The following is a 26,625-nucleotide window of genomic DNA, read 5'->3' as shown; positions in this document are numbered from 1 at the left end:
GCCGCTTGCACCGCGCATCTAGCTTCGGCGTATGCCCGAGCGCTTCGTCGTCATTCCCCGCGGCATCGAGGGGAGCACCGCCTCTTCGGTGACCGCCGAGCGTCCGCCCGCATTCGCACCGGGCGGTTCCCGGCCTGGCCGGCCGCCGCTCCGCGTGCCGGGGCCCGAGTTCGGGGCGCTCGGACCGTACCTCGCAGATCCGGACGTCACGGACCTCTTCCTGAACGGATCCGACGGCCTCTTCGTCGATCGGGGCGCCGGTTCCGTGCGCGACCCGGAGTGGCGTGCCGCGGAGAGGGAGGTGCGCGAACTCGCCACCGCCCTCATCGCCCTCGGCGGTCGTCACATCGATGAAGCCGCGCCGTGCGTCGATGTGCGACTCGAGGGCGGCATCCGTGTGCACGCGGTCCTCCCGCCGGTGTCCACGTCGGGAACCGTGGTGTCCGTGCGGGTGCCCAGCCTCGCCCAGCCGAGTCTTGACGAGCTCGAGAGGCATGGCGCGTTCGTGCCCGGGATGCGCGAGTGGCTCGTCGAGACGGTCCGAGCACGCACCAATCTGTTGATCACCGGCGCCGCCGGCACCGGCAAGACCACCCTGCTCGCCGCGCTGCTCGCGGAGGCCCCGGCGACGGAGCGGATCGTCACGATCGAGGATGTTGCGGAGCTTCGCATCCGGCATCCTCACCACGTGGCGCTGGAGGCGCGCCAGGCGAACCTCGAGGGCGCCGGTGCCATCGGCCTCGCCCGGCTGGTGCGCGAAGCGCTCCGCATGCGCCCGGACCGGCTCGTGGTGGGGGAGTGCCGCGGAGAAGAGGTGCGTGAGCTGCTGGCTGCCCTCAACACGGGCCACGACGGTGGTGCCGGCACTCTGCACGCCAGCGGTCTGGGAGATGTGCCGGCCCGACTCGAGGCTCTCGGTGCGCTCGCCGGACTGGATGACCGGGCCCTGGCTCGTCAGGTCACGAGCGCGATCGGCTTGGTGCTGCACCTGGAGCGGTCGCCGTCGGGGGTCCGCCGGCTCGCGCACGCCGGCCGCTTCACACTGGATGACGGCCGACTCACTGTTGAGGAGGTCACCTTGTGGTCCTGACACGGCGGGCTCGATCCAAGGAGCCGGCGCCGGCGTCGGTGGCCGACAGTGTGCTGCGGCTGGCCGTGCTGCTGCAGGCGGGAATCGTCCCCGCCGGTGCGTGGCGTCACCTCGGCGAATCGGGGGACCCCGCCGCCCTGCGGGTCGTGGCCGGAATCGCGGCGGGCGAAACGGTTCCGGAGGCGATCCTCGCCGGTGGTGGCGCCTGGAAAGACGTCGCGGCCGCCTGGGAGGTCGCGACCACCGTCGGCGCGCCGCTGGCCGAGAGCCTGCGCGGGCTCGCCGAGGCGCTGCGCGACGCGCACGAGGCGGCCGACGACGTGCGCATCGCCCTCGCCGAACCTGCCGGCAGCGCCCGCCTCATGCTGTGGCTGCCGGTTGTCGGTGTCGCGCTCGGGTCGGCGCTGGGTTTCGAGACGCTTCGCGTGCTCGTCGGCGGACCGCTCGGCTGGGCATGCCTGGTGGGGGGAGTGGGGCTGCTCCTGCTGGCCCGACGATGGACCGCCTCGCTCGTCCGCAAGGCCCAGCCGCCGGCGTTCATTCCGGGGCTGCATGCCGAACTGGTGGCGATCGCGCTCAGCGGCGGAGTCTCGGTCGAGCGCGCCCGCCGACTGGTGACGGCTGCGCCCGGCAGCAGCCCCGGCCCCGGAGATCACATCGAGCCGATCCTCGCTCTCTCGCGTGCGGCCGGAGTGCCCGCGGTCGACCTGCTCCGTGCGTCCGCGGCGTCCGCGAGGCACGCGGCTCGCACCGAAGGCCGGCTCCGTGCGTCGCATCTGGCATCGAAGCTCCTTCTTCCCTTGGGCGTGTGCACGCTGCCCGCATTCCTCCTGCTCGGAGTCGCGCCCATGATGCTGAGCGTCCTGACGACCACCCCGCTTTCGCTCTGACAGCCCGCCCGCACGGACTCCGTCGCATCCACCAGACAACTCGACCCGCAAGCACTCCCAAGAGAACTCGACACCTAAGAAAGAGGAGAACCATGAATCCCTGGAAGCCCACGGCACACGGCATCCCCCGGCTCACCCGCCGCAGTGCCACGCAGATCTTCGGCGACGACACGGGCGCGGCCACGGCGGAGTATGCGATCGCCACGATGGCGGCCGTGGCATTCGCCGGCATGCTGGTCGTCATCATGCGCAGCGACGAGGTACGTGGCATGCTCACGGACCTCGTGCGCCGCGCCCTCACCGTGGCATGAGGCGAGCGGATGACGGTGGGTCGGTCGCCGCCGAGTTCGCCGTGGTGCTTCCGGCGATCCTGCTCACCCTCGCGCTGGGTGCGGGAGCACTCGCGGCGGGGGCGCAGCAGGTGCGCCTGCAGGATGCGGCGGCGGATGCCGCCCGCCTGGTGGCGCGCGGCGAAGCCGAGGGGAGGGCAGGTGCGGTGGTCGCGGCAGCGGTGACGGATGCCGGGGCCGACATCGAGCGGCGTGGGGACCTCGTCTGCGTGACCGCATCGGCCGCCGTCCGCGCCGCCGGTCTGCTTCCCCTCACCCTGCGGGCGACAAGCTGTGCCCTGGCCGGCGGGCTCTGATGGCGGGCGCGGTCGTCACCGTCGGCGCCCTGGCGTGCCTGGCCTGCTTCACCCTGGGGCTCGCCGTCGTGGGCGGCGCCACGGTGGCCGGCCAGCGCGCGGCGGGAACGGCGGACGCGGCGGCGCTGGCCGCCGCGGACGCGGCATCCGGTGCTGTTCTCGGAGAGCCCTGCACGAGGGCCGCCCACGTCGCGGCGGCGAACGGCGCACGAGTCACCGCCTGCGAGGTGGAAGGTCTGGTCGCCACCGTCACGGTAGAGGACACGTATGCGGGAATGGCTGTCCGGGCCTCCGCCCGGGCCGCTCCGCCGCCGACGCTGTGAGCCGCACCCAGTAAGGGGTGTGTATGGTGTGCTTCGAAGAAAGGATGCCCCTTGGCACAAGGCAAGAAGCTCGTCATCGTCGAGTCCCCGACGAAGATGAGGTCGATCCAGGGCTACCTCGGCGACGACTACGAGGTGCTGAGCTCGGTGGGGCACATCCGCGACCTCGCCGACAAGAAGAGCATCCCGGCGGAGCACAAGCAGGCCTACGGCAAGTACTCCATCGACATCGAGAACGACTTCGACCCGTACTACGTCGTCAGTGATCGCAAGACGAAGACGGTCAGCGAACTCAAGCGCGCGCTCAAGGGCGCAGACGAGGTCCTGCTGGCAACTGATGAGGATCGCGAGGGCGAGGCCATCGCGTGGCACCTGCTGCAGGTGCTGAACCCGAAGGTTCCCGTCAAGCGCATGGTCTTCCACGAGATCACCAAGGACGCGATCCAGGCCGCGGTCGGCAACACCCGCGAGCTGGATCTCGCCCTGGTCGATGCACAGGAGACCCGTCGCATCCTCGACCGCCTCTTCGGCTGGGACGTCTCCCCGGTGCTCTGGTACAAGGTGCAGACGGGCCTCTCCGCAGGTCGCGTGCAGTCGGCCGCAACCCGGATGGTCGTGGAGCGGGAGCGCGAGCGGATGGCATTCGTCTCCGCCGGCTACTGGGACGTCGAGGCGCTCGCCGCCAAGGACGAGCAGTCCTTCCTGACCCGCCTCGCTCGCCTGGACGGCGCCCCCATCGCGCGCGGCACCGACTTCGATGACCTCGGGCAGCTCAAGAAGGCCGTCGTCGTCCTCGACGAGACGGCGGCTCGCGACCTCGCCAAAGCCATCGAGGCCGCCGGACGGGCATCCGTCTCGAAGGTGGAGGCCAAGCCAGGAACCCGGCGGCCATACGCCCCGTTCACCACCTCGACCCTTCAGCAGGAGGCCGGGCGCAAGCTCTCGATGAGCGCCAAGCAGGCGATGTCCACCGCCCAGCGCCTCTACGAGAAGGGGTTCATCACCTATATGCGCACCGACTCGGTCGCGCTGAGCGCGCAGGCGATCGAGGCGGCGCGGTCGCAGGCGGTCGCGCTCTACGGCGAGGGCGCAGTGCCGCTGAACCCGCGGGTGTACAAGAGCAAGAGCAAGAACGCACAGGAGGCGCACGAGGCCATCAGGCCCTCCGGCGAGGAGTTCCGCACCCCCGCCTCGCTCTCCTCCGAGCTGGACCGCGACGAGCATCGCCTCTACGACCTCATCTGGAAGCGCACCGTCGCCAGCCAGATGTCCGACGCCACCTATGAGACAACGACGGTCACGCTCGACGTGAACGCCGGCGGCCGGGTCGCCGAGTTCACGGCATCCGGAACCGTCTACACCTTCAAGGGCTTCCTGCAGGCGTACGAGGAGGGGCGCGACGAGAAGCGCAGCGACGCCGACAAGGCCGACGACCAGTCCCTGCCCGTGGTCGCCGTCGGCGACGCGCTCGGCGTCTCCGACGTCGAGCCGAAGGGCCACTCGACGACACCCAAGCCGCGCTACACCGAGGCGAGCCTCGTCAAGGCGCTGGAGGAGAAGGGCATCGGGCGCCCCTCCACCTTCGCCAGCATCATCGACACGATCATCGAGCGCGGGTACGTCGCCAAGCGGGGTCAGGCCCTCGTGCCCAGCTGGCTCGCGTTCAGCGTCGTGCGCCTGCTCGAAGAGCACTTCGCCGACCTCGTCGACTACGACTTCACAGCCGCGCTCGAGGACGACCTCGATGCCATCGCACGGGGCGAGCAGAAGCGCGTGGAGTGGCTGCGGTCGTTCTACTTCGGCTCCGAGGGACAGGTCGGGCTGCGGAACATCGTCGACAATCTCGGCGAGATCGATGCGCGGGCGCTCAACTCCACGCCGATCACCGACACGGCGACGCTGCGCTTCGGCAAGTACGGGCCCTATCTCGAGGTGCTCGATCCCGAGGATCCCGAGGGCAAGCCCCGGATCGTCAACATCCCGGACGACCTCGCGCCGGACGAGCTCACCCGCGAGAAGGCCCAGGAGCTCATCGAGGCGCCCGTCGCCGGAGACCGCGTGCTCGGAGAGAACCCCGAGAACGGCAAGCTCGTCGTCGTGAAGGACGGACGGTACGGCCCCTACGTCACCGAGCTCGAGCCCGAGGACCCCGAAGCGGTGGACGAGTCGACCGGCGAGATCGTCGACGCGCCCAAGAAGAAGACTGCGGCGAAGAAGGATGTCGCTCCGAAGCCCCGCACGGCGTCGCTGTTCAAGGACATGTCCGTCGAGACCGTCGACCTCCCGACGGCACTGCGACTGCTCGACCTGCCGAGGGTCGTCGGCACCGATCCGGAGTCCGGAGAGGTCATCACCGCGCAGAACGGCCGGTACGGCCCCTACCTCAAGAAGGGGACGGACTCCCGCTCGCTCGACAGCGAGAGCCAGCTCTTCGAGGTCACACTCGAACAGGCGCTCGAGATCTACGCGCTGCCGAAGTACGGGGCGCGCCGGCCATCGAGCGCCCTCAAGGAGTTCGAGGCCGACCCCACGAGCGGCAAACCGATCCGGGTGCGCGACGGCCGATTCGGCGCGTACGTGACGGACGGGGAGACGAACGTCACCATCCCGCGCGGGACCACGGTCGAGGAGATCACGTTCGAACGCGCAGTGGAGATGCTCGCCGACAAGCGCGCCAATGGACCGGCGCCCAAGCGCATGGCCACGCGCAAGGCTCCGGCGCGCAAGGCCCCGGCGAAGAAGAAGTGATCGACCCCGTACCGCGGGGGCAGCAGACCGAGGCGAGCAGCGGAACCCGGCGCGGCGTCTGGATCACCCTCGAAGGCGGTGACGGGGCGGGCAAGACGACCCAGGCGACCCTGCTCGGCGAATGGCTCACCTCCACGGGCCGCAGTGTCCTGAGAACGCGGGAGCCCGGGGGCACCGACGTCGGAGTGCTGGTGCGCGACATCGTGCTGCACCACCGCGGCGACATCGCGCCCCGCGCCGAGGCCCTGCTCTATGCCGCGGACCGCGCTCACCACATCGCGACCCTGGTGCGCCCCGCGCTCGAGCGCGGCGACGTCGTGATCCAGGACCGGTACCTCGACTCGTCCGTCGCCTACCAGGGTGCCGGACGCGTGCTCGACGCCGGCGAGGTCCGCGACCTCTCTCTCTGGGCCGCCGGCGGGCTGCTGCCGGATGTCACCGTGCTGCTCGATCTCGACCCCGCTGTCGCGCGCGACCGGCTGCACGCAGACCACAAGCCATTCGATCGCCTCGAGGCCGAGCGGGACGAGTTCCATGTTCGCGTGCGCGAGGGCTTCCTCGCGCTCGCCGCCGCCGAGCCCGACCGCTTCCTGGTGCTCGACGCGACGCTGCCCGTCGACCGGCTCGCGGCGGCCGTGCGCGACCGCGTCGCCGGCGCCCTTGCGCGTTAGCCGGGCCGTCGGTGCCCGCGGTTAGGCTGGTCGGCATGCAGGTGGAGGAGCGAGCGGGCGTCGGCGGCGACGCCACCCACCGCCCGCCCGGGCTCCCGTGGGGCGCCGTCTGGGGTCAGGATGACGCCGTCGACGCGCTCCGATCCGCCGTGGCAGAACCCGAGAGCATGACCCACGCGTGGCTGCTGACCGGCCCGCCCGGATCGGGTCGCTCGACGCTGGCGTACGCCTTCGCCGCCGCCCTCATCGCGGAGCACGAGGGTGACGAGGCCACGATGCGGCAGGTCATCGCCGGCACGCACCCGGATCTCACCGCCCTCCGCACGGAGGGCGTGATCATCTCCATCAAGGATGCCCGGGCGCTCGTCGAGCGCTCGTACTTCGCGCCGGCCGCCGGCCGGCATCGGGTGATCGTGGTGGAAGACGCCGACCGCATGACGGAGCGCACGTCCAACGTGCTGCTGAAGGCCCTGGAGGAGCCGCCAGAGCGCACGGTATGGGTGCTCTGCGCTCCCAGCGAGGCAGACCTCCTCCCCACCATCCGCTCGAGGGTGCGCGGACTGCGCCTGCACGAGCCGAGCATCGACGACGTGGCCCGCCTCATCGCGACCCGCACGGGCGTCGACATGGCGGTCGCGGAACAGTCCGCCCGGCACGCCCAGCGGCACATCGGCATGGCACAGCGCCTGGCCACCGATCCGGCGTCGCGGGCACGGCGGGACGACACCCTGCGCGCCGTGCTGCGGGCGAGAGGCGTCGGCGACGTGGTCGACGTCGCCGGGCGCATTGTGGCCGCCGCCACCGAGGACGCGAAGGCTCTGACCGCCGAGCGTGATGACGCCGAGCGTTCGTCGCTGCTGCGCACGGTGGGCGTCGCACAAGGGGCCGCCATCCCGCCGGCGGTCCGATCCCAGTTGTCCGCGCTCGAGGACGAGCAGAAGCGGCGGGCCACTCGCAGTCTGCGCGACGGCATCGACCGCGTGCTGACCGACCTGCAGTCGATGTTCCGCGACGTCGTGCTGCTGCAGTTCGGCCGAGACGACGACCTGATCAATCGCGAACTCCGGCCGGAACTGCAGGCGCTCGCCGACGCGTGGACGCCCGAACGCACCCTGGTCGTACTCGATCACCTGGCAGACACGCGTCTGGCTCTCGAGCAGAACGTCGCGCCCACCCTGGCCCTCGAAAGCTGGCTCGTGACGGTCACGAGCGGAAGGACTCCGTGAAGCAGTTCCCGTCCCGCGTGCGCCGCGGTCTCGCCGTAGTCGCGGGACTCGCCGCCGCATCCATCGCCCTGTCCGGCTGTCTCTACTCGCTCATCCCGGGCCAGCGGACGGGGCCGATCCCCACTGCCACGCCCGACACCGACGGTGTCGCAGCCGGGCTGATGCCCTTCTACGGCCAGACTCTCCAGTGGACCGATTGCGATGGCTTCGACTGCACCATGGTGACGGCGCCGCTGAACTGGGCCGACCCCTCGGCCGGCGAGGTCGAGCTCTCCGTGATCCGCCAGCCGGCAACCGGCGGCGATGCCATCGGGTCGCTGCTCACCAACCCCGGCGGTCCCGGGGTCAGCGGCGTGGATCTGATCCGCGACTCCGCAAGCTTCGCGGTGGGCGAGCGGCTGATGCAGGACTACGACGTGATCGGCTTCGATCCGAGGGGCGTGGGCGAGTCCACGCCCGTCACCTGCTTGGACGCCGCCGGGATGGATGCCTACCTCTACGACATCCCCCCTGCGCCCCGTGGAACGCCCGAATGGGAGGCGCACCTGGATGACGGCAACCGCCGGTTCGCGGAGGCCTGCCAGGCGAACAGCGACGGCATCCTCGAATTCATCACGACCGACAGCGCGGCCCGTGATCTGGATCTGCTGCGGGCCGTGCTGGGCGACGAGAAGCTCAACTACCTGGGCTACTCCTACGGCACGTTCCTCGGGGCGACCTACGCGGAGCTGTTCCCCGATCGCGTCGGCAGGATGGTGCTCGACGGCGCCGTGGATCCCTCCACCTCCCTCCTGGAGGCGGGAACGACCCAGGCGCTCGGCTTCGAGTCGGCGCTCCGCGCCTACATGAGGGCCTGCCTCGCAGGGAGCGAGTGCCCATTCAGGGGAACGGTCGATGAGGCGATGGCGGACATCGGAGCGCTGCTCGCGAGCGTGGACCGGTCCCCGATGCAGGCCGCGGACGGGCGCGAGGTCGGCGCGGACACCATGCTCACAGGGATCGTCTACCCGCTCTACTCGCAGGGCAGCTGGGAGTTCCTGACGGGGGCGCTCGTCGATGCGCTGGCCGGTGACCCGGAGGCGATCCTCTTCTCGGCCGACGGGTACAACGACCGCGCGAACGGGGTCTACGTCGCGAACTTCTCGGAGGCGTTCCACGCCTACAACTGCATGGACTACCCGGTCGACTGGACCGCGGAGGACGAGGCCGCCGCTGAGGCGATCCTCGAAGATGAGGCACCGACCATCGCGCCGTACTGGAACCTCTCCGGCAATTGCGGCCCGTGGCCCTACCCGCCGACCGGCACGCGGGGCCCGATCGCGGCCGCCGGCGCCGCGCCGATCCTGGTCATCGGGACCACGAACGACCCCGCCACTCCCTACGAGTGGGCGGTCGCCCTCGCGGGTCAGCTCGATTCCGGGGTGCTCGTCACCCGCGTCGGGGAGGGACACACCGGCTTCAATAAGGGCAACGCGTGCGTGGACGACGCGGTGGAAGCGTATCTTCTGGAGGGTAACGCACCTGCCGAGGACATTCGCTGCGAGTAGCCCGCCGCATCTTGGGCTGGTCCGCGGCACCCCTCGTGACAAGGTAATATCGATGCTTGTGCATCGCGCGAGCGAGGCGCGCCACCTTAGCTCAGTCGGCAGAGCGATTCACTCGTAATGAATAGGTCAAGGGTTCGATTCCCTTAGGTGGCTCCACTGCGATGAGTCGCCACATGCGTCTCATCCGAGTCGCGACATGTGTCACCAACGACGAGAGCCCGGCCATCGGCCGGGCTCTCGTCGTTGGTTCCGCCACTGTCGGCGCGTTCGCGCCGCTGGAGCGCCGCGTGACATGCCACACCCCCGGGGCCGCCATTCACGGCGAACCCGGGGAGTGCGGGGACGGTCAGCGTCGGTCAGTGCGGGTGGTTTCGTCGTCGAACTCGATCTCTTCCTTGCGGACCTCTCCTGTGACGGTCTCGTTCTCGGTGACGGTCTCCTTGTCCAGGCGGACGCGCTCCACGGGCACGGTCTCCTTGGCGACGACGGGGCGCTCTTCGGTCAGGATGACCTCGTGCTCCTCCTCGCTGATGTCGGGGCCGCTGAGGGCGTCGCCGACGTTCGCGTCCGTGATCGGCTCGCGCTCGATGCGCACCTCTTCGCGAGTGACCGGAACCGTGACGGTCTGGTTCTCGGTGACGACGTACTTGCGCAGTCGCGCGCGACCGGTCTGCACCTTCTCGGTGCCGACGTGCAGCCGCTCCTCTGAGCGGGTCATCGCGTCGTCCGTGTTGGGGCCGGAGGTGTCGTGGCCGACGGTGCCGTTTGTGTCGGCTCCGCGGTCGTCGTCGGCGGTGCGCGAGTAGCCGGCCGAGCCCCCGCCGTAGTACGAGTAGAGGTTGTCGGTCTCGTCTTCTTCGAGCGCTCCCTCGTGGTCGATGTTGGGGGCGTCCTTGACGAAGTCCTTCGAGTAGGGCACGCGGATGTCGTCGCCCGTCTGCTCGGCGGCGTCGAGCGGGACGAAGGACTCGCGCATGCCGAAGAGCCCGGTGCGCACGGTGATCCAGTTCGGCCGTCCCGTGTCGGGGTCGACGTAGACCTGGCCGACGGTGCCGATCTTGTCGCCGTCCGAGCCGATCACGGTGCTGCCGACGAGGGCGCCGATGTTGTCAGTGCTGATCATTTGTTTCCTCCAGTGTGTGTCGCGGCGAGGCTTTTCGGGTTGTTGCGGTTACAGGTCGGGTGCGGGCGGTCAGCGGGTGCCGCTGACGATCACGGCGTCGTTCTCGCGGTCGCGGTTGACGACGGTGCGTACTCCGAACATCCCGCCGAGGGCCGCGATGACCGCGCCGAGCAGCAGGCCGACGAATCCCCACCACGAGCCCGCCTGCGCGGTGTCGGCGGCGTCCTCCGCGGTCTGCTGAGCGTCATCCAATGCCTCGTCTGCCTGGTCCTGGGCCTCTTCCTCGTCGACGTTGCCCTGCACGTCTTCGACGACCTGCGTCACATCGGTGCCGGAGAGGGCCTGGGTGGCGGAGCTGACCACGCCGCCGACGGCGCCGAGCAGGCTGGCGCTGAGCCAGACGGTGAGGGCGAGAGCGACGACGAGGGAGGTCGCCCAGGTCAGGAACCCGTGCAGCAGGCCGCTGCGAACGGCGAGGGCACCGGCGACGAAGCCGGCTGCGGCGAGAGCGATCGCCAGGGCGATCACGCTCCAGATGCCCGCACCCACGCCGGAGCCGCCGAGACCGATGCCCGCGGTGACCAGCGAGAGCAACACTGTCACCGCAAGAAACGTCACGACCCCGGCGATGATGGATCCCCACGAGACGTTCGCGGGGCGCCCGCGCCGCTCGGTGCCCACGAGCGATTCCTTCGCGGTGTCGTTCTCGATCGTGGCGGGGCGTGCTGACGTACTGTTCGGATTGTTCGATCTGTAGTTGGCCATGATTGCCTCCTGGATAGATGTCTCACGGCTGAGCCTGTCTGCAGGCTTACACCGTAAGCGGGACTAGCGTGAGCGTATCCGCACGGCTCACCGCGTGCGGTGGCCTTGCGTGGATGCGGGAGAGTGCGGTATGGAACAGCGCGTGAAGAAGAAGCCGGCAGCAACCTCGGCGCGTCGTCTGAGTCGTGAGCTGATCGTCGAGACCGCCCTGGCCCAGATCGACCGGTCCGGGGCGCAGGGACTGTCGATGAGGTCCTTGGCGCAGGAGCTCGGCGTCGAAGCGATGTCCTTGTATCGCTACGTGCACGGCAGAGAGGACCTGCTCGAGGGCGTCGTCGCACTGCTCATGGGCGATCTGACTTCGAGCCTGGACGAGGAGCTGGCCGAGCATTGGCAGGGGTTCCTGCAGACGGTCGCTCACCAGGTCCGCCGGATCGCGATCGAGCATCCGAAGGCGTTCCCGCTCGTTGCCACCCGCCACCCGGCCGCGCCGTGGCTGCGGCCGCCGCTGCGCAGCGTGGAGGTGGTCAACACGTTCCTCAGCGCCCTGCTCGGCCACGGGTTCACCGACGAGCAGGCCGTTGACGCCTACCGATCCTTCAGCAGCTTCCTGCTCGGTCAGCTGCTCCTCGAGTCCGCGGTCCGCGGCGCAGAGACAGGACCGGTCGAGGAACCGCTCGACGAAGGTGGCGCGACCATCCCGGAGGGCGACGGTCAACTCTCCTTGGAGGTCGCACCCGAGGTTCTTCGCCTGCGCCCCCTGCTGAGCCAGGACCGAAGCGACGAGGAGTTCGAAGTGTCCCTCGAGGTCCTGCTCGACCGCCTGAGCCAGCAGCTCTCCCAATGACGGCGTGCCAGTATCCGGGAATGCGATGAGCGGATGATCCGGGCTGGCGCCCTGCGGATACCGCGTCGTAGCATCCGGTGAGTCCGTTCGCTATAGAGGAGCCGCAGGTGACGCAACACACCCTCGAGCTGGCAGAGGTCGACCTCGTCTACGACGTCCACGGGCCGCTGCCGACCGCGGATGGCCGGCCGCCGCTGGTGATGATCGGCCAGCCGATGGACGCGAGCGGGTTCCAGGCCCAGGTGAAGCTGTTCGATGACCGCACGGTCGTGACCTACGACCCGCGCGGGCTCGGCCGGAGCACGCGCAAGGACGGTGGGGTCACGAACGAGCCGGAGACCCAGGCTGAGGACGTCCACGCGATCATCGAGGCACTGGGAGCCGGCCCGGTGGAGATGCTCGCCAGCAGCGGCGGCGCGGTGACCGCGCTCGCGTTGGTCGCGGCGCACCCGGACGACGTGTCGACGCTGGTCGCACACGAGCCGCCCATCGACTGTGTGCTGCCGGATGCGGAGGCCGTCCAGCTCGCCCGGGCGGCCTACACGCAGGTCTACCAGGACAAAGGCTGGGGCGCGGGGATGGCGGCATTCATCGCGATGACCTCGTGGGAGGGCGAGATCACCGACGAGTACCTCGCCCAGCCGGCGCCGGACCCGGCCGCGTTCGGGATGCCGAGCGAGGACGACGGCGGGCGCGAGGATCCGCTGCTGTCAGAGCGGTCCTGGGCGGTGCCCCTCTACCAGCCGGATCTCGAGGCCCTGAAGGCGGCGCCGACACGGATCGTGGTGGCGGTCGGGGAGGAGTCGGTCAAGGTCTACACAGGTCGGACGGCGATCGCGCTGGCCGAACAGCTCGGCCAGAACGCGACGATCTTCCCCAGCCACCACGGCGGCTTCATGGGCGGCGAGTTCGGCTATGCCGGCCAGCCCGAGGCATTCGCTGCAAAACTCCGCGAGGTGCTGGACCAGCCCTGAAACCTCGTCACAGTGAACGGCTGAAGGTCACTCGGTGCTCGCCGGGTCCGTCGTAGTCGAGGTAGGCGAGCACGCCTTCGATCTCCGTGTCACCGCCCAGAGCGAACCCGAGCGCGCGGTGGAACGATTGCGAGGGCCGGTTGATGGGACCCGTGATGGCGTCGACTCTGGTGCATCCTCGTTCTCGCATCATCGCGAAGAATCGTTCGTAGAGATCTCGGGCGACTCCCCGCCGTTGCAGCCCGGGAGCCACGCCGACGAAATGGATATACGCGGTGTGCGGCCGGGATGCTGAACGGAACCCGATCAGAAACGCCGCGAGCTGTCCGCCGTCGTCTTCCACGAGGATGGACGTGTCCGCGAAGTGCTGGAAGAACAGTCGCGGGAGCAAGCGGCTCGGTGCAGCTTCGGGCGGCATCCCCCACCAGACGGGGATGGCTTCGACGACTCGGATGTGGTCGGACTCCTCCGGCCGACGGTGATGAAGAGCAGTCACAGCGGCGACACTACTCGCCGGCGACGATCCGATACACTGAGAGCCAACGCACGAGGACGGATCGGGCGCTAAATGCCCGGTCACGCATAGCTTCTTCGAGGTGGCAGCCTCGAGGTCCAGCCACCCGGCACTGGTCGGCAGGGATCTGACTCGTAGTGAATAGGTCAAGGGTTCGATTCCCTTAGGTGGCTCAGTGAATTCAACCTCGGACGTGATCGGCGCCATCGCCGAGATCTTCACGTGGATCGGCCTCGGCGGGGGAGTGCTTCTCGCGCTGACCGCTCTGATCGTGAAGCTGGCCGACGGCACCTGGCTGCCCGCCCGGGGCGTGGTCGAGCCGGATGGCGACGGTCACCTCGTCCGCTGGATCGATCAGGACGGCGAGATCGGCGAAGCGCCGCTCTCGCATGCGCAGCACACGTCACTGCACGGCGCCGACATGGCCGACATCTTCTACCGGGTCGGCCGCAGCGACCGGATGCGGCTGCACCGGGGCTCGCCGGCCGTGCGCTCGATCGGCCTGCTCGCGGTGGGCTTCGCCGCCCTCGGCCTGTTCGCAGCGGCGCTGTCGCTCGTTCTGCTCTTCCTCGAGGGCTGAGGCCCTCAGGCCACGGCGAAGAGACCACCGGCGGTCAGCGCGAGCACCAGACCCGCCCACTGCACCGGCGCAATGCGCTCCCGCAGCACCACCGCCGCCAACAGGATCGTTCCGGCGGGGTACATGGCGGTCAGCACCGACATCACCGCCAATTCGCCCAGCCGCAGGCCGAACAGCAGCAGCGCGTTAGCCGCGGCATCCAGCACCCCGCACAGCACCGCGATGGCGACAGCGCCACGAACAGCGGCGGGCGCGGCGACCGCGCTCTTGTCATGGGCGGGGCCACCGAGCGCTCCCCTGTAGGGGATGCCGGCGGCGGGCGACGCGAAGGGACCCGACACCCCGGGGCGCACCCGCGCGACGAGCGCCATGAGAGCGATGACCGCCACCATCAGGGTGAGATTCGCGGCCCGGCTGGCGATGAGCGGCACCAAGCCGCTGTCACCCGACGGCTGGTCGAGCGTGATCAGCAATGCTCCGATCGAGATCCCCGCGCCGATCGCCATCACCACCGCGCGGGCCGTCGGTCGCACGATTCTCTCTCCCGGGATGAAGCCGATCAGCACCACTGCGACGAGCGCTATGGCGATGCCCGCGTAGCCGAGGGCGCCGAGATCCTCACCCTCGACGAGAAGTCCCCACACCATGGGGGCGACGGCGGAGACGAGCGCCGTGAGCGGCGACAGGATGCTCATCGGGCCGATGGCGAGGCACGCGTAGAGCAGTGCGACGGAGACAGCGCCGAAGACGCCGGAGAGCACGCCCCACCCGGCGGCCTCAGCCGACCACGTGCCACCGACCGCCGGCGCCGCCACCAGAAAGAGCGCCAGCCCGGTCGCTGCGGCGATGGCCGTGACGAGCACGGACGGCAGACGCCTGGCCGCCAGACCGCCGAAGAAATCGGCGCCCCCGTAGACGAGAGCACCGATCAGGCCAATCGCCACGGTGAACATCGTCGTCACAGCCTAAGGCGGCGTGCGGGATCCGATTTTGCTAGATAAGCTAGCGATATGTCGCAGACTACTCGCCGGTCGCTTCGCCAGGCCGCCCCTCGGCCCATCTCGCGCTGGGTGCGTATCGGCATCCCGGTCCTGCTTATCCTGGTGTGGCTCGTCGGCGGATCCATCGGCGGGCCGTACTTCGGGAAGGTGGACGAAGTATCGACCAACGACCAGTCCTCCTTCCTCCCCGAGAGTGCGGATGCGACCAAGGTGGCCGATGTGCTGCCGGACTTCCTGGGCGCCGACAGCATCCCCGCCGTCGTGGTCGCGACCGGCGACGGAGAGCTCACCGACGCCCAGCTGAGCGATCTGCAGGGGCTCGCCGATGCTCTCGCGGACCTCGACGGCGTCAATGAGGGTGTGTCGCCGCCGATCGTCTCGGAGGACGGCGAAGCGGTGCAGATCTTCGTGCCGATCGACGCCGACGACTCGCGGGAGACCGTCGCGGCGGTGCGCGCGAGCGTGACCGACGTGCTTCCGGACGGGGTGGAGGTATGGGTCACGGGTCCCGCCGGCTTCACGGCCGATCTGGTCAAGGGCTTCACCGGCATCGACGGTCTGCTGCTCGGCGTTGCCCTCGGTGCCGTCTTCCTCATCCTCATCATCGTCTACCGCTCACCCCTGCTGCCGGTGCTCGTGCTGCTGACGTCTGTCTTCGCCCTCTGCGTCGCGCTGCTGACCGTGTGGTGGCTGGCGTACGCCGGCATCGTGGTACTGAACGGGCAGGTGCAGGGGATCCTGTTCATCCTCGTGATCGGCGCCGCGACGGACTACGCCCTGCTCTACGTCGCGCGCTTCAGGGAGGCGATCGGATCGGGCTTGGCGCGCTGGGATGCCACCAAGGCGGCCTGGCGCGGCGCCTTCGAGCCGATCATCGCGTCGGGCGGCACGGTGATCGCAGGTCTGCTGTGCCTGCTGCTCTCGGATCTCGCAACCAACCGCGCCCTCGGGCCCATAGCCTCCATCGGCATCGTGTTCTCGGTGCTGGCCGCTCTGACCTTCCTTCCTGCGCTGCTCGCCGTCTTCGGCCGGGCGGCGTTCTGGCCGTTCGCGCCCAAGCCCGGCGACACGCGCCACGACATCCCCGACGACCTGACCGCCCCCGTCCGAGGGCTCTGGCCGAAGACGGCGCGCTTCATCGCGCGCCGGTCACGGGTGATCTGGATCCTCTCCACCGTGCTGCTGCTCGTGGCATCCGTCGGCGTCTTCCAGCTCAAGGCCGACGGCGTGTCCTCGAGCGACCTGGTGCTGGGGTACAGCGAGGCGCGCGATGGTCAGGAGGTGCTCGCCGAGCACTTCCCCGGTGGCTCGGGGAGTCCCGCGTACGTCGTGGTGGCGGAGGACGATCTGGCGGCGGCGGCGGATGTCGCGACCGGCGTGAAGGGGATCGATGCGGTCGCAGTGGCGTCGGAGGACTCTCCGACCGGGCAGGCCACGGTCGAAGTCGACGGCGGCGAGGCCGTGCTGACGGTGCCAGGCCCTCCGGGGTCGGCCGCTCCAGAACCCACCGTGGTCGACGGTGAGGTGCTGCTGGTGCTCACCCTCGACGCGGCCGCGGACTCCGCCGAGGCGGAGGCGACCGTCGTCGACCTGCGCGACGACCTCGAGAGTGAGCTGGGGACGGGCGCCGCTCTGGTCGGCGGAGTGACCGCGGTGGCGATCGACACGAACGACACGTCCATCCGTGACCGCACCCTGATCATCCCGGTGGTGCTGCTCGTCATCCTGCTGATCCTGATGCTGCTGCTGCGGGCGATCCTCGCTCCGGTGCTGCTGATCCTCAGCGTGATCCTGTCGTTCGGCGCCGCGCTGGGCGTCAGTGCGCTGGTCTTCAACAACGTGCTGGGTTTCCCGGGTGCCGACCCCGCGGTGCCGCTGTACGGCTTCGTCTTCCTGGTTGCGCTGGGCATCGACTACAACATCTTCCTCATGACGAGGGTGCGTGAGGAGTCGCTCGTGCACGGCACGAGACCGGGCATTCTGCGGGGACTCGTCGCGACGGGCGGGGTGATCACGTCCGCGGGACTCGTGCTCGCGGCGACCTTCGCCGCGCTGGGGGTCATTCCCATCCTGTTCCTCGCGCAGTTGGCCTTCATCGTCGCCTTCGGTGTACTGCTCGACACGTTCCTCGTGCGGTCGCTGCTCGTGCCGGCCGTCTCCTACGACATCGGCAAGGCGATCTGGTGGCCGAGCGGGCTCTCTCGCACGGATGCGCAGGCGGCGCGTACCCTCGATTCATGACCAAGGCGCTGTTCATCGTCGACGTGCAGAACGACTTCACCGAGGGCGGAGCGCTCGCCGTGGAGGGCGGCGACGCGGTCGCCGAGCGCATCACCGAATTCGTGAGCGCCCACGCCGACGATTACGCGCTCGTCGTCGCATCGCGCGACTGGCACCACCCGGACCACGACAACGGCGGGCACTTCGCCGTCGAGGGCGAACCCGACTTCGTCGACACATGGCCCGCGCACTGCGTCGCCGGCACGCCGGGTGCGGAGTACGACCCGGGGCTCGACACGGCAGCCGTCACCCACCACGTGAAGAAGGGACAGGGTGTGCCGGCCTACTCGGTCTTCGAGGGCACGACGGATGACGGCCGCACCGTCGCCGAGCTGCTCGCCGAGCGCGGCATCCTCGACGTCGACATCGCCGGCATCGCGACGGACTACTGCGTGCGTGCCTCGGCGCTGGACGCCATCGAACATGGTCGGCGGGTGCGCATCCTCACCGATCTGGTGGCAGGAGTCGCACCGGCCTCCAGCGACGCGGCCCTCGCCGAGCTCGCCCATGCGGGAGCCGAACTCGCGGTCACGCAGCCGTAGATGAGCGCCCAGCCGGGGATGGATGCGGCGCCGGGAGCGAGCGCCGCCGAGGTGATCGGGCAGCTCGAGGCCGAGGCATCCGCCGATGAGAAGACCAAGATCCAGAAGCGCATCACGCGTCCCGACACCCGGGTGATCGGCGTGCGGATGGCAACGGTCTTCGCTATCGCCAAGGCGCACTCCCGCCTCGACCCGGCCGAGATCGACCGCCTGCTGGACTCCGAGCTCTACGAAGCGCGCCTCGCGGCCGTCAGCATCATGGACTTCCGGGTGCGCGAGAGGGGTGTCACCGACGAGCAGCGCCGGGAGCTGCACGACCTCTGGATGCGCCGGATCGACCGGATCGACTCCTGGGACCTGATCGACCGCTCGGCACCGCGCGTGGTCGGACTCTGGCTGATCGACAAGCCCCGCGACGAGCTGTTCGAGCTCGCCCACTCGAGCACATGGTGGCATCGGCGGGCCGCCATCACGGCGACCTTCCTGATCATCCGCTCCGGCGACACCGACGATGCCCTCGCCCTCTGCGAGCTGCTCGCCGCCGATCCGGAGCGCTTCGTCCAGACGAACGTCGGCGTGGCGCTGCGGGAGATCGGGCGGATCGATCGCTCCCGTCTCGAGGAGTTCCTCGCACGGCGGGGCGCGGATCTCTCCGCCGAGGCGCGCCGAACCGCGCGCTCGGCGCTCTGAGCCGCACGGGCGCCGCGCTGAGGGTTAATCCGGGAGCCTCCCACGATGCGGTGCACCGCCGTACCGTTGAGGGATGGACGGCCGCAGCGACATCCGCGAGTTCCTCGTCTCCCGGCGAGCGCGGCTGACCCCTCAGGCGGCCGGGTTGCCGGACTTCGGCGGCCGACGCCGGGTTCCCGGGCTGCGCCGGGAAGAGGTCGCGCTGCTGGCGGGGATGAGCGTCGAGTACTACGTGCGTCTGGAACGAGGCAACGCCAAGGGCGTCTCTCAGGCGGTGCTGGACGGAATCAGCCGGGCGCTGCAGCTCGATGACGCCGAGCACGCGCACCTGGGCGAACTGGTGCGGGCGGCCAATCCCGGCGTGCGTTCACCGCGCGGCAGCAGGTCGGCGCCGCAGCAGGTCTCGCCCGGGGTCCGGCGGCTGCTGGATGCCATGTCCGGGGTGCCGGCGATCGTGCAGAACGGACGGCTCGACATCCTCGCGGCCAACGCGCTCGCCGCTGTGCTCTTCTCAGACGTGGACCTGTCGCCGACGGCTGGGCCGAATTTCGCACGCTTCGTCTTCACTCAACCCGCCGCGCAGCGGTTCTACCGGGATTGGGAGGACGCCGCGCATCAGACCGTGGCCCTGCTCCGGGCCGAGACCGGGCGGGCGCCCTATGACCGCGTGCTGGCCCAGCTCGTCGACGAGCTGTCGGCCGAGAGTGCGGCGTTCCGGGTGATGTGGGCCGCACACGACGTGCGGGAGCATCGCACCGGGATCAAGCTCGTGCGCCACCCCGTCGTCGGGGACCTCGACCTCGCGTACGAGGGCATGCAGCTCAGCAACGACCGGGCTCTGCTGTTGATCGCGTACACCGCCGAGGCCGGCTCGCGCAGTCAGGACGGGCTGCAGATGCTCGCGAGCTGGACGGCGACCAACGAAGGAACTGAGCCGGTTCCGCGCTGATCCCGGGCGTTGCGGCCCCGTGGACGGCGTCGGCTCAGGGCACCTGTGCGAGCAGGTTCGGCGTCCCGTTCGCGCTCGTCACCTTGCCCCTCGCGGCATCCGCCTTCACGATGCCTGCGACGGTCGAGGGAGAGGCCGTGGGGTTCGCCTGCAGCACGAGCGCGGCGATCCCTGCGACGTGCGGGGACGCCATCGAGGTGCCCGAAATGGTCTTCGTGCCGCCGGAGAGCCAGGTGGAGGTGATGTCCTTGCCGGGGGCGAACAGGTCGACGCAGCCGCCGTAGTTCGAGAAGGACGCGCGCGCGTCGCTGCGGGTCGTGGCCGCCACGGTGAGCGCCGTCGCCGCAGAGGCGGGGGAGAAGTAGCAGGAGGAGAGGCTGTCGTTGCCCGCGGCGACAGCGATGGTGATGCCTCTGTCGGTCAGCCGCTTCACGGCGGCGTTGGTGGCGCCGCTGTAGACCCCGCCGAGGCTCATGTTCGCCACGGCGGGCCGCGTCGCGTTAGTGGCCACCCAGTCCATCCCCGCAATCACCCCGGAGGTGGATCCTGATCCGTTGCACCCCAGAACGCGGACGGCGATGAGCGAGACGGACTTGGCCACGCCATACGTGCTGCTGCCGACGGTGCCGGCGACGTGCGTGCCGTGACCGTTGCAGTCCTGCGTTCCGCGACCATCCTGGATCGCTGTGTATCCGCTCTTCACGCGACCGCCGAGGTTCGGGTGGGTGCTCTGGATGCCCGTGTCGATGATGTAGGCACGAACACCGGCGCCCGTCCCCGCCGGGGTGTAGCTGTCGTCCAGCGGCAGGCTCGGTTGATCGATCCGGTCAAGGCCCCAGGTCTCCTGCGTCGTCATGAGGGAGTCCGGTTCCACGAAGTCGACCAGCGGGCTCTGCCGTACGGCGGCGACCTGTGCCGGTGAGAGGTTGGCCGCGAATCCGCCCAGCGCCCCGAAGGTCTGGGTGACGACCCCGGCGGGCAGGACGCTCCCCAGCTTGGCGAGGATGGTGTCCACGTGAGCGCCGGACTTCAGCATCACGATGTAGCTGCCCTCGATCGCCCCTGCCGCAGTGGACGCGGGGACCGCCGCTGTGGCGGGGCTCGCGGCTGCAGAGGCGAGCGCCGTGAGGGTGATGATGGTCGAGCTCGCCAGCGCGAGCTTCCAGCGAGAGCGCGTCGAGTTCCGCATGGTCCGTCCGATCGTCAAGGGGGCTTGAACTGCTAGCGGCGGTGCGTCGCGGTGGACTGGTCCGACACCCAGCGCGAAGGTGATAGCCCGACGATAGGACGCCCGGCGAAGCGCGCGCGACCCTTTCCCTGAGGGTTTACGTGCTCTTAACACATGTGGTGGGCCCGGAGGGGCTCGAACCCTCGACCCGCGGATTAAAAGTCCGATGCTCTGCCAACTGAGCTACAGGCCCGATGCATCCAATCTACGGCAGGTGCGGAGCAAGCGAGAGCCGTGCCTCCGGCATCCTGCTACCTTCGCATCGTGCCACCCCAGAGCCCGGAGACCCTCGCCCACCTGCGCAGGGCGCGCGACCTGATCGACCGCGAGTACGCGGCGCCGCTCGACGTGCCGACGATGGCAAAGAAGGCCCTCATGTCGCCCGCGCACTTCTCGCGCGAATTCCGTGAGGCCTACGGAGAGACGCCCTACGCCTACCTGATGACACGGCGGGTGGAGCGCGCGATGGCGCTGCTGCGGGCCGGGTCCAGCGTGACGGATGCGTGCATCGCCGTGGGTGCGACCTCGCTCGGCTCGTTCAGCTCCCGGTTCACAGAGCTGGTGGGGGAGACGCCGAGCGCCTACCGCGCCCGGCCGCACGAGGCGACGGAGGCGATGCCCGCGTGTATCGCGAGGCTTCTCACTCGGCCCCTGCGGGTCACATCGAGCAGGATCGGAGAAGCCGCGGATCGCGGCGATGGCTAGCCTCGATGGCATGACCACCATCGCATTCCAGTACTGCCCGATCACCGTCGACGACGTCGACGCGGCGATCGCCTTCTACCGTGACGCGCTCGGCCTCGAAACGAGGGGCGACGTCGCCTCCGACGGATTCCGCTGGGTCACCCTGGGGTTCCCGACACAGCCGGGGCTCGAGATCGTGCTCTCAGAACCGGGTGCGGGGCGCTCGCCGGATGACGGAGAGGCCCTGCATCGCCTCCTGGCCAAGGGTTCGCTCGGGCCCTACGTCTTCTCGACCGACGACCTCGACGCGACGTTCGAGCGTCTGATGGCCTCCGGCGGCGAGGTGCTGCAGGAGCCGATGGACCAGCCGTGGGGACCGAGGGACTGCGCGTTCCGCGATCCCGCCGGCAACATCATCCGCATCAATCAGGCCGCATAGGCGCGAAGAAGCCGCCGACGCATCAGCGCCGGCGGCTTCTTCCGCCCCCCAACCCGCGAGCTGTGTCCCCCTAGCTCGCGGGCGGCATGAGCACCGTGTCGATCAGGTACACGGTGGCGTTTGCAGTCTGGACCCCACCGCAGATGACTGCGGCTTGGCCGTTGACCATCAGGTCATCTCCGCTGCCGGTGACCTCGAGGTCGGCACCGTTGACGGTGGTGTGCATACCGGCGATGTCATCCGGCACGATCTGGCCGGGGACGACGTGGTACGTCAGGATCGCCGAGAGCAGCGCGGTGTCGGTCTTCAGCGTCTCGATGGTCGCCGGGTCGATCTTCGCGAAGGCGTCGTCGACCGGCGCGAAGACGGTGAACTCGTCGCCGTTGAGCGTGTCGACCAGGTCGACCTCCGGGTTCAGCTGACCGGACACGGCCGCGGTGAGCGTCGTGAGGATCGGGTTGTTCGAGGCGGCCGTGGCCACCGGGTCCTGGGCCATGCCGGCGACAGAGCCGGCGCCATCGGGAACGGCCTCCGCGTAGCCGGCGCAGCCGGCGCCGACGAGGTTGGCGGCAGGGTCCATCTCCTCGGCCATCGGAGCTTCCGACTCCTCGGTGGCGGCCGGCGGAGCCGAGGACTCCTCGGTGGTGTTGCCGCTGGCCATGGGCGAGCAGGCGCTGAGCGCGATCGCCGCGGCGAAAGCGATGGGGCCGAGCAGATACAGCTTCTTGCGGGACATCTGGTCCTCCTTGGTGATGCGGCGCCGGAAGGCGTCGCAGATGCGAGCGGTGCTGTGGTCACCCGGAAGGCGGCCTACACAGGGTCTTCGGGACGGCTCGGGAATCGGATTGGAGAATTCGGGATCGGATTTCGGAGAGCGACACCGGATGCCGCGGCAGCACCGCTCGCGGCGGCGACGGCGGGTGTGCGAGACGCCCACCCGCCGGCCCGCGGCCTGCCCGGACGAGGCGCGATCGGCCGGGTCGCGCGCGCGTGGGCGCCCGCGTGGGGCATGCTGGAGTCGATGGTTATCGACGGCTTCGAGGTGCCCGGCGACGGGAGTGGTGCTGTCGACCACGCCGGCGTGCTGCTCGAGCGCGTGGCGGCCGGAGACCGCGCAGCATTCAGCGACCTGTACGACATGCTGTCGCCGCGAGCCTTCGGTCTCATCCTGCGCGTGCTGGTCGATCGATCGCAGAGCGAGGAAGTGCTCCAGGAAGTCTTCCTCGAAGTGTGGCAATCCGCGGCGCGCTTCGCTCCGAATAGGGGTCAGGGAAGATCTTGGGTTCTCACGATCGCCCACCGCAGAGCCGTCGATCGAGTGCGCGCCGCCCAGGCGAGCACCGATCGCGACTACCGGGTGGGCATTCGTGACACGGAGGTGGCTCACGATTCCGTCGCCGAGGAGGCGCAATTGCGCATCGAAGGCGAAGAGGTCGCGAAGGCACTCACGGCCCTGCCCGAGCTGCAGCGCGAAGCCATCGTGCTCGCATATTTCGGGGGTTACAGTCAGAGCGAGATCGCGGCGCTGATCGGGGCGCCGCTGGGGACGGTCAAGACCAGGATGCGGGATGGGCTGAGCCGATTGAGGGTGGAGATGGGGGTGACGACATGAACCAGAGAGAGTTCGCAGAGCTTGCGGCCGGACACGCGCTCGGTGCGCTGAGCGCCGACGATGAGCGCAGTTTCGAGGCCGCTCTTGTCGCGCACCCCGAGTGGGCCGCGGTCGCGGAGAGCGATCTGGCCGTCGTCGCCCGGCTCGCCGACATGGTGGACGAGGTGCCGCCCCCGCAGACGGTGAAGACCGCGCTCTTCGCCCGGCTCGACGCTGCGCCGGACGCTGTGGATGGAGCGGGTGCGGTCGGCGGCACCCGTGCCGCGGCCGGCACGGGTGCCGCCGACGTCACGGGTTCCGCAGACGTCATGGGTGCCTCGGATGTCGCGGATGCCCTGCCACCGGCGGATGCCGCAGATTCGGCGACCGCTGCCCGACCGGATGTCGGTGCGCGCCCAGACGCCTCCTCTCGACGCGCCACGCGGGAGACCCCTCGGCGCGGCGGTCGCGCGGCGCGCACGTGGTTCGCGCTCGCGGCATCCATCGCCCTGCTGCTCGGAGTCGGTGTCGGCGTCACCAGTCTCGTCCAGAGCCTCACGCGGCCGGCATCCGTCGTGGCCCTCGAACGCATCGAGGACGCGCCGGACGCCCAGACCGCCGAGGCGCAGATCGAGGGCGGCGGCGAAGCCACGCTGCACTGGTCGCCCTCACTGGGCGAGGCCGTGCTCGTGTCGGACGGTCTGCCGACCTTGGCCGGCGATCAGACCTTCGAGCTCTGGTACGTGCGAGGCGATACGGCGATCTCGGCGGGCACGTTCGATGCGTCATCCGCCTCGACGACGGCCGTGCTGGAACCCGGCATCCAACCCGGCGACGCCGTGGCGATGACCGTAGAGCCGGCGGGTGGGTCGCCGACCGGCGCGCCCACCACCGATCCCATCGTGGTGATCTCCACGGCCTGAGCGGCCCGGGCCCCGTTAGCCTGGAAGGGTGAGCGACGCCTTCCACAAGCCCGTGCGGCGACCCAGCGAACTCTTCGATCGTCTCTTCGGGAGTGAGGACCCCGCGGAGGTGTCCCGCGTGGCGCATCAGACCGCACAGGCCCTCATGGCTCGGGTGCGGGAGGAACCCGAGGGTGAGGTGATCGACCGGCTCGTGGCCTTCACCGACGAGCATGGCATCGACACCATCGCGGAGCTGTGGTCTCGGTCGCCTGCCAAGACGCTCCCCGGCACGCTGTGGCGGATCTACCTGCTGCAGCTGATGATCCACGCCGACCCCGCCACCGCGAGCCTGCTCTACGAACGGGGGCGCGCAGAGCTCGGGTCGGTCGACGCCGTCGTGGCCGGCGCCCCGTCGCCCGCAGGGCCCGAGGAGCTGATCGCACTGAGCGACACGATCCTCCGAGGCGTGTTCGAGGGCGACTTCGCGGTGGCGCTCGACCGCGCCGCCTCCTTCTGCCGGGTGCAGGCATCCGGGGCCACGCATCTCGCCGACGACTACGAGTTCACCGAGACCGAGCGCGCCAGCGCCCTCACGACGCGGGCGCTCCGTCTGTCCACGTACGCGGGCGACCTCGATGGGGCGGCGCGCCTGTGGCGCACCGGCTCACTGCTCTGAGCTCGGGGATCTCGGACCGATAGGAATACCCGTCCGGCGGCATCCGTTACAATCGAATAGCCGGGCCGCAGTAACCCCGGGCTCCAATACTTGCCGCTGTGAGCGGCCTCGCGCCGAGAGGCGTTCTGCGGCCCGGCACTTTTGTGCCCGGAACGCCTCTCCGAAAGGGCACAGAGGCGTTCTGCGGCCCGGCACTTTTGTGCCCGGAACGCCTCTCCGAAAAGGGCACAGAGGCGTTCTGCGGCCCGGCTCGTTTGTGCCCGGATAGGCTCGGTTTCATGACCTGGCGTTTCGCGCTCATGATCGAACCAGCCGCATCCGATGACACCCGCGAGGATTTCGGCGCCACCTTCCAGCGCGTCGACCCCTCCGCGCCCGCGCTCAGCGTCGGCGAGCTCAGCACGCAGCGCGGCGACGGGATCTTCGAGTCGATCGGTGTCGTCGGCGGTCACGCGCAAGAGGTGCAGGCGCACCTCGACCGGCTGGTGCACTCGGCCCGGCTGTGCGATCTGCCAGAGCCGAACCTCGCCCAGTGGCGAGCGGCGATCGAGGTCGCCGCGGCGTCGTGCGAGCCGGGTGAGTCGGTCATCAAGCTCATCCTGAGCCGGGGCGTTGAGCATGGTCCGGCACCGACGGCGTGGGTGACGGCGGCGCACGCTGCGGATTTCCGGGCTGTGCGCGAGCGGGGCATCCGCATCGTGACCCTCGATCGGGGACTCGACAGCGGAGCGGCCGCGCGGGCTCCGTGGCTGCTGCTCGGCGCCAAGACGCTGTCATACGCCGTCAACATGGCGGCGATCCGGGAGGCGAAGCGCCGGGGGGCGGATGACGCGATCTTCGTGTCCTCGGACGGCATCGTGTTCGAGGCCCCGACCGCCTCGGTGATCCTGCGCATCGGCGACCGCTTCGTCACGCCGGAACCGAGCGGATCGATCCTGCAGGGGACGACCCAGGTCAGCCTGTTCGAGTTCCTCGAGGGCCGTGGCTTCGAGACGGCGTACGAGGCCGTGCCCGCGGCGTCGCTCGCGACGGCGGATGCCGCGTGGCTCGTGTCCAGCGTGCGACTCGCCGCCCCGATCACGGCGATCGACGGCGCCCCTGTCGCCCACGATGCGGAATTGACCGGCGAGATCAACGCCTACCTGCTGTCGCCCAGGGACTGAGTCGGCCGGCGGGCTCGCCGAGCACCGCACACGCGCGGGCTCGCCGAGCACCGCACACGGGCGGGGCTCGGCGAGCACAACGGCGGGGATCCGTCGCGACACGCCCGCCCGGCGCATCCGTGACGGGTGTGTCGCCTAGGATCCCCGCCGCTGTGCTGCCAACCGGGTCAGCAGAGTCCCTGGGAACGGCCGTCCGCACGAGAATGGTGCACCCGACAGCCGCTGCCGGCACAACGGCGGGGATTCCTCGCGACACGCCGGCCCTCGGCATCGGTGCTCGGTGTGTCGCGCACAATCCCCGCCGTTGTGCTGCCGACACGGTCGGCGGAGTCCCCTGAGAGCCGCCGTCCGCGCGAGAATGGTGCACCCGACGGCCGCTGTCAGCACAACGGCGGGGATCCCTCGGGACACGCCGGCCCTCGGCATCCGTGCTCGGAGTGTCGCGCACAATCCCCTCCGTTGTGCTGCCGACACGGTCGGCGGAGTCCCCTGAGAGCCGCCGTCCGCGCGAGAATGGTGCACCCGACGGCCGC

28 protein-coding genes and 2 tRNA genes are annotated in these 26,625 nt (G+C 69.8%); 23 read left to right on the top strand and 7 right to left on the bottom strand.

Annotation, left to right across the window (positions count from 1 at the left end; all coding sequences use genetic code 11):
* The first annotated feature begins 31 nt into the window (after window positions 1-31).
* The 10 genes from ACPW96_RS14770 (at window position 32) to ACPW96_RS14725 (ending at window position 9,297) form a co-directional block, all read left to right on the top strand.
* Window positions 32-1,090, top strand: coding sequence for a TadA family conjugal transfer-associated ATPase (locus tag ACPW96_RS14770; RefSeq protein ID WP_425883988.1), 1,059 nt, complete (start codon window positions 32-34; stop codon window positions 1,088-1,090).
* Window positions 1,081-1,980: a type II secretion system F family protein gene (locus ACPW96_RS14765; RefSeq protein ID WP_425883985.1), complete on the top strand. Its 900-nt coding sequence runs from the start codon at window positions 1,081-1,083 to the stop codon at window positions 1,978-1,980. The genes ACPW96_RS14770 and ACPW96_RS14765 overlap by 10 nt, the downstream gene beginning before the upstream one ends.
* Before the next feature lie 92 nt (window positions 1,981-2,072).
* Entirely contained in the window at window positions 2,073-2,291 is a 219-nt protein-coding gene (locus ACPW96_RS14760; protein WP_425883983.1) for a DUF4244 domain-containing protein, read from the top strand.
* Complete coding sequence (locus tag ACPW96_RS14755) at window positions 2,288-2,626, top strand: TadE family type IV pilus minor pilin (RefSeq protein ID WP_425820813.1); 339 nt, start codon at window positions 2,288-2,290, stop codon at window positions 2,624-2,626. The genes ACPW96_RS14760 and ACPW96_RS14755 overlap by 4 nt, the downstream gene beginning before the upstream one ends.
* Window positions 2,626-2,949 (top strand): Rv3654c family TadE-like protein, encoded by a 324-nt coding sequence (locus tag ACPW96_RS14750; protein ID WP_425820814.1) that lies wholly within the window; start codon window positions 2,626-2,628, stop codon window positions 2,947-2,949. The genes ACPW96_RS14755 and ACPW96_RS14750 overlap by 1 nt, the downstream gene beginning before the upstream one ends.
* A 51-nt stretch (window positions 2,950-3,000) precedes the next feature.
* Window positions 3,001-5,697, top strand: a complete 2,697-nt coding sequence (gene topA, locus ACPW96_RS14745) for a type I DNA topoisomerase (RefSeq protein ID WP_425883981.1) — start codon at window positions 3,001-3,003, stop codon at window positions 5,695-5,697.
* Window positions 5,694-6,368 (top strand): dTMP kinase, encoded by a 675-nt coding sequence (gene tmk / locus ACPW96_RS14740; RefSeq protein WP_425883980.1) that lies wholly within the window; start codon window positions 5,694-5,696, stop codon window positions 6,366-6,368. Before topA ends, tmk begins: the two co-directional genes overlap by 4 nt.
* Before the next feature lie 35 nt (window positions 6,369-6,403).
* Window positions 6,404-7,594 (top strand): DNA polymerase III subunit delta', encoded by a 1,191-nt coding sequence (locus tag ACPW96_RS14735; RefSeq protein WP_425883978.1) that lies wholly within the window; start codon window positions 6,404-6,406, stop codon window positions 7,592-7,594.
* A complete protein-coding gene (locus ACPW96_RS14730) occupies window positions 7,591-9,141 on the top strand; it encodes an alpha/beta hydrolase (RefSeq protein ID WP_425883976.1) in 1,551 nt (516 codons plus the stop codon). Before ACPW96_RS14735 ends, ACPW96_RS14730 begins: the two co-directional genes overlap by 4 nt.
* An 80-nt stretch (window positions 9,142-9,221) precedes the next feature.
* Window positions 9,222-9,297, top strand: a tRNA-Thr gene (locus tag ACPW96_RS14725).
* 190 nt (window positions 9,298-9,487) lie between these two features.
* Here ACPW96_RS14725 and ACPW96_RS14720 read toward each other — a convergent pair.
* Window positions 9,488-10,264, bottom strand: coding sequence for a DUF2382 domain-containing protein (locus ACPW96_RS14720; protein ID WP_425883974.1), 777 nt, complete (start codon window positions 10,262-10,264; stop codon window positions 9,488-9,490).
* Between the two features lie 69 nt (window positions 10,265-10,333).
* Window positions 10,334-11,029, bottom strand: a complete 696-nt coding sequence (locus ACPW96_RS14715) for a hypothetical protein (protein ID WP_425820820.1) — start codon at window positions 11,027-11,029, stop codon at window positions 10,334-10,336.
* Between the two features lie 142 nt (window positions 11,030-11,171).
* Between ACPW96_RS14715 and ACPW96_RS14710 the strand changes: the two genes are divergently transcribed.
* Both ACPW96_RS14710 and ACPW96_RS14705 read left to right on the top strand, forming a co-directional pair.
* Window positions 11,172-11,876, top strand: coding sequence for a TetR/AcrR family transcriptional regulator C-terminal domain-containing protein (locus ACPW96_RS14710; protein ID WP_425883973.1), 705 nt, complete (start codon window positions 11,172-11,174; stop codon window positions 11,874-11,876).
* Between the two features lie 107 nt (window positions 11,877-11,983).
* Window positions 11,984-12,850 carry an alpha/beta fold hydrolase gene (locus tag ACPW96_RS14705; RefSeq protein ID WP_425883971.1) on the top strand — a complete coding sequence of 289 codons (867 nt, stop codon included), beginning with the start codon at window positions 11,984-11,986 and terminating at the stop codon, window positions 12,848-12,850.
* A 7-nt stretch (window positions 12,851-12,857) separates the two neighbouring features.
* Here ACPW96_RS14705 and ACPW96_RS14700 read toward each other — a convergent pair whose 3' ends face one another.
* Window positions 12,858-13,346, bottom strand: coding sequence for a GNAT family N-acetyltransferase (locus ACPW96_RS14700; protein WP_425883969.1), 489 nt, complete (start codon window positions 13,344-13,346; stop codon window positions 12,858-12,860).
* Window positions 13,347-13,539: 193 nt separating this feature from the next.
* On the opposite strand from ACPW96_RS14700, the gene ACPW96_RS14695 reads away from it, so the two are divergent.
* Window positions 13,540-13,944, top strand: a complete 405-nt coding sequence (locus tag ACPW96_RS14695; protein WP_425820824.1) for a hypothetical protein — start codon at window positions 13,540-13,542, stop codon at window positions 13,942-13,944.
* Window positions 13,945-13,949: 5 nt separating this feature from the next.
* On the opposite strand, the gene ACPW96_RS14690 is transcribed toward ACPW96_RS14695, so the two are convergent.
* Complete coding sequence (locus tag ACPW96_RS14690; RefSeq protein ID WP_425884213.1) at window positions 13,950-14,897, bottom strand: EamA family transporter; 948 nt, start codon at window positions 14,895-14,897, stop codon at window positions 13,950-13,952.
* Window positions 14,898-14,954: 57 nt separating this feature from the next.
* Between ACPW96_RS14690 and ACPW96_RS14685 the strand changes: the two genes are divergently transcribed.
* The 4 genes from ACPW96_RS14685 to ACPW96_RS14670 all read left to right on the top strand — a co-directional run bounded on the left by ACPW96_RS14685 (window position 14,955) and on the right by ACPW96_RS14670 (window position 19,406).
* Window positions 14,955-17,186 (top strand): MMPL family transporter, encoded by a 2,232-nt coding sequence (locus ACPW96_RS14685; RefSeq protein WP_425883967.1) that lies wholly within the window; start codon window positions 14,955-14,957, stop codon window positions 17,184-17,186.
* Window positions 17,183-17,767 carry an isochorismatase family protein gene (locus ACPW96_RS14680; protein ID WP_425883965.1) on the top strand — a complete coding sequence of 195 codons (585 nt, stop codon included), beginning with the start codon at window positions 17,183-17,185 and terminating at the stop codon, window positions 17,765-17,767. The genes ACPW96_RS14685 and ACPW96_RS14680 overlap by 4 nt, the downstream gene beginning before the upstream one ends.
* Window positions 17,768-18,457 carry a DNA alkylation repair protein gene (locus ACPW96_RS14675; RefSeq protein ID WP_425820827.1) on the top strand — a complete coding sequence of 230 codons (690 nt, stop codon included), beginning with the start codon at window positions 17,768-17,770 and terminating at the stop codon, window positions 18,455-18,457.
* Between the two features lie 73 nt (window positions 18,458-18,530).
* On the top strand, window positions 18,531-19,406 hold the full coding sequence (locus tag ACPW96_RS14670) for a helix-turn-helix domain-containing protein (protein ID WP_425883963.1): 876 nt from the start codon (window positions 18,531-18,533) through the stop codon (window positions 19,404-19,406).
* Between the two features lie 34 nt (window positions 19,407-19,440).
* Here the strand turns inward: ACPW96_RS14670 and ACPW96_RS14665 are convergent, their stop codons facing one another.
* Entirely contained in the window at window positions 19,441-20,595 is a 1,155-nt protein-coding gene (locus ACPW96_RS14665) for a S8 family peptidase (RefSeq protein WP_425883961.1), read from the bottom strand.
* 156 nt (window positions 20,596-20,751) lie between these two features.
* A tRNA-Lys gene (locus ACPW96_RS14660) sits at window positions 20,752-20,827 on the bottom strand.
* Between the two features lie 71 nt (window positions 20,828-20,898).
* Here ACPW96_RS14660 and ACPW96_RS14655 point away from each other — a divergent pair.
* Together ACPW96_RS14655 and ACPW96_RS14650 are read left to right on the top strand one after the other, a co-directional pair.
* The gene (locus ACPW96_RS14655) at window positions 20,899-21,339 is read left to right on the top strand and encodes a helix-turn-helix transcriptional regulator (RefSeq protein WP_425883959.1); all 441 of its coding nucleotides are present in this window, start codon (window positions 20,899-20,901) and stop codon (window positions 21,337-21,339) included.
* A gap of 10 nt (window positions 21,340-21,349) precedes the next feature.
* Window positions 21,350-21,757, top strand: a complete 408-nt coding sequence (locus ACPW96_RS14650) for a VOC family protein (protein WP_425820831.1) — start codon at window positions 21,350-21,352, stop codon at window positions 21,755-21,757.
* A gap of 70 nt (window positions 21,758-21,827) precedes the next feature.
* On the opposite strand, the gene ACPW96_RS14645 is transcribed toward ACPW96_RS14650, so the two are convergent.
* Window positions 21,828-22,493, bottom strand: a complete 666-nt coding sequence (locus ACPW96_RS14645) for a fasciclin domain-containing protein (RefSeq protein WP_425883958.1) — start codon at window positions 22,491-22,493, stop codon at window positions 21,828-21,830.
* 285 nt (window positions 22,494-22,778) lie between these two features.
* Here ACPW96_RS14645 and sigK point away from each other — a divergent pair, with 285 nt between their 5' ends.
* The 4 genes from sigK to ACPW96_RS14625 all read left to right on the top strand — a co-directional run bounded on the left by sigK (window position 22,779) and on the right by ACPW96_RS14625 (window position 26,092).
* Window positions 22,779-23,369, top strand: coding sequence for an ECF RNA polymerase sigma factor SigK (gene sigK, locus ACPW96_RS14640; protein WP_425883956.1), 591 nt, complete (start codon window positions 22,779-22,781; stop codon window positions 23,367-23,369).
* Window positions 23,366-24,271 (top strand): anti-sigma factor domain-containing protein, encoded by a 906-nt coding sequence (locus ACPW96_RS14635; RefSeq protein WP_425883955.1) that lies wholly within the window; start codon window positions 23,366-23,368, stop codon window positions 24,269-24,271. The genes sigK and ACPW96_RS14635 overlap by 4 nt, the downstream gene beginning before the upstream one ends.
* Window positions 24,272-24,299: 28 nt before the next feature.
* Window positions 24,300-24,929, top strand: a complete 630-nt coding sequence (locus ACPW96_RS14630; protein ID WP_425820834.1) for a DNA-directed RNA polymerase subunit beta — start codon at window positions 24,300-24,302, stop codon at window positions 24,927-24,929.
* 278 nt (window positions 24,930-25,207) lie between these two features.
* Entirely contained in the window at window positions 25,208-26,092 is an 885-nt protein-coding gene (locus tag ACPW96_RS14625; RefSeq protein WP_425883953.1) for an aminodeoxychorismate lyase, read from the top strand.
* Window positions 26,093-26,625 lie beyond the last annotated feature (533 nt).

Source organism: Micromonospora sp. DT81.3 (assembly GCF_049847225.1).
Taxonomy (GTDB): domain Bacteria; phylum Actinomycetota; class Actinomycetes; order Actinomycetales; family Microbacteriaceae; genus Microbacterium.
The sequence above is the reverse complement of the archived record's forward strand: the minus strand, read 5'-3'. Positions and strand labels throughout refer to the sequence as shown.

Bases quoted from the DNA above. Each gene is read 5' to 3' on its own strand.
- ACPW96_RS14770 (WP_425883988.1), top strand. From the start codon at position 32: ATGCCCGAGCGCTTCGTCGTCATTCCCCGCGGCATCGAGGGGAGCACC.
- ACPW96_RS14760 (WP_425883983.1), top strand. From the start codon at position 2,073: ATGAATCCCTGGAAGCCCACGGCACACGGCATCCCCCGGCTCACCCGC.
- ACPW96_RS14755 (WP_425820813.1), top strand. From the start codon at position 2,288: ATGAGGCGAGCGGATGACGGTGGGTCGGTCGCCGCCGAGTTCGCCGTG.
- ACPW96_RS14750 (WP_425820814.1), top strand. From the start codon at position 2,626: ATGGCGGGCGCGGTCGTCACCGTCGGCGCCCTGGCGTGCCTGGCCTGC.
- ACPW96_RS14735 (WP_425883978.1), top strand. From the start codon at position 6,404: ATGCAGGTGGAGGAGCGAGCGGGCGTCGGCGGCGACGCCACCCACCGC.
- ACPW96_RS14720 (WP_425883974.1), bottom strand. From the start codon at position 10,264: ATGATCAGCACTGACAACATCGGCGCCCTCGTCGGCAGCACCGTGATC.
- ACPW96_RS14715 (WP_425820820.1), bottom strand. From the start codon at position 11,029: ATGGCCAACTACAGATCGAACAATCCGAACAGTACGTCAGCACGCCCC.
- ACPW96_RS14690 (WP_425884213.1), bottom strand. From the start codon at position 14,897: ATGTTCACCGTGGCGATTGGCCTGATCGGTGCTCTCGTCTACGGGGGC.
- ACPW96_RS14685 (WP_425883967.1), top strand. From the start codon at position 14,955: ATGTCGCAGACTACTCGCCGGTCGCTTCGCCAGGCCGCCCCTCGGCCC.
- ACPW96_RS14680 (WP_425883965.1), top strand. From the start codon at position 17,183: ATGACCAAGGCGCTGTTCATCGTCGACGTGCAGAACGACTTCACCGAG.
- ACPW96_RS14675 (WP_425820827.1), top strand. From the start codon at position 17,768: ATGAGCGCCCAGCCGGGGATGGATGCGGCGCCGGGAGCGAGCGCCGCC.
- ACPW96_RS14670 (WP_425883963.1), top strand. From the start codon at position 18,531: ATGGACGGCCGCAGCGACATCCGCGAGTTCCTCGTCTCCCGGCGAGCG.
- ACPW96_RS14665 (WP_425883961.1), bottom strand. From the start codon at position 20,595: ATGCGGAACTCGACGCGCTCTCGCTGGAAGCTCGCGCTGGCGAGCTCG.
- ACPW96_RS14650 (WP_425820831.1), top strand. From the start codon at position 21,350: ATGACCACCATCGCATTCCAGTACTGCCCGATCACCGTCGACGACGTC.
- ACPW96_RS14645 (WP_425883958.1), bottom strand. From the start codon at position 22,493: ATGTCCCGCAAGAAGCTGTATCTGCTCGGCCCCATCGCTTTCGCCGCG.
- sigK (WP_425883956.1), top strand. From the start codon at position 22,779: ATGGTTATCGACGGCTTCGAGGTGCCCGGCGACGGGAGTGGTGCTGTC.
- ACPW96_RS14635 (WP_425883955.1), top strand. From the start codon at position 23,366: ATGAACCAGAGAGAGTTCGCAGAGCTTGCGGCCGGACACGCGCTCGGT.
- ACPW96_RS14625 (WP_425883953.1), top strand. From the start codon at position 25,208: ATGACCTGGCGTTTCGCGCTCATGATCGAACCAGCCGCATCCGATGAC.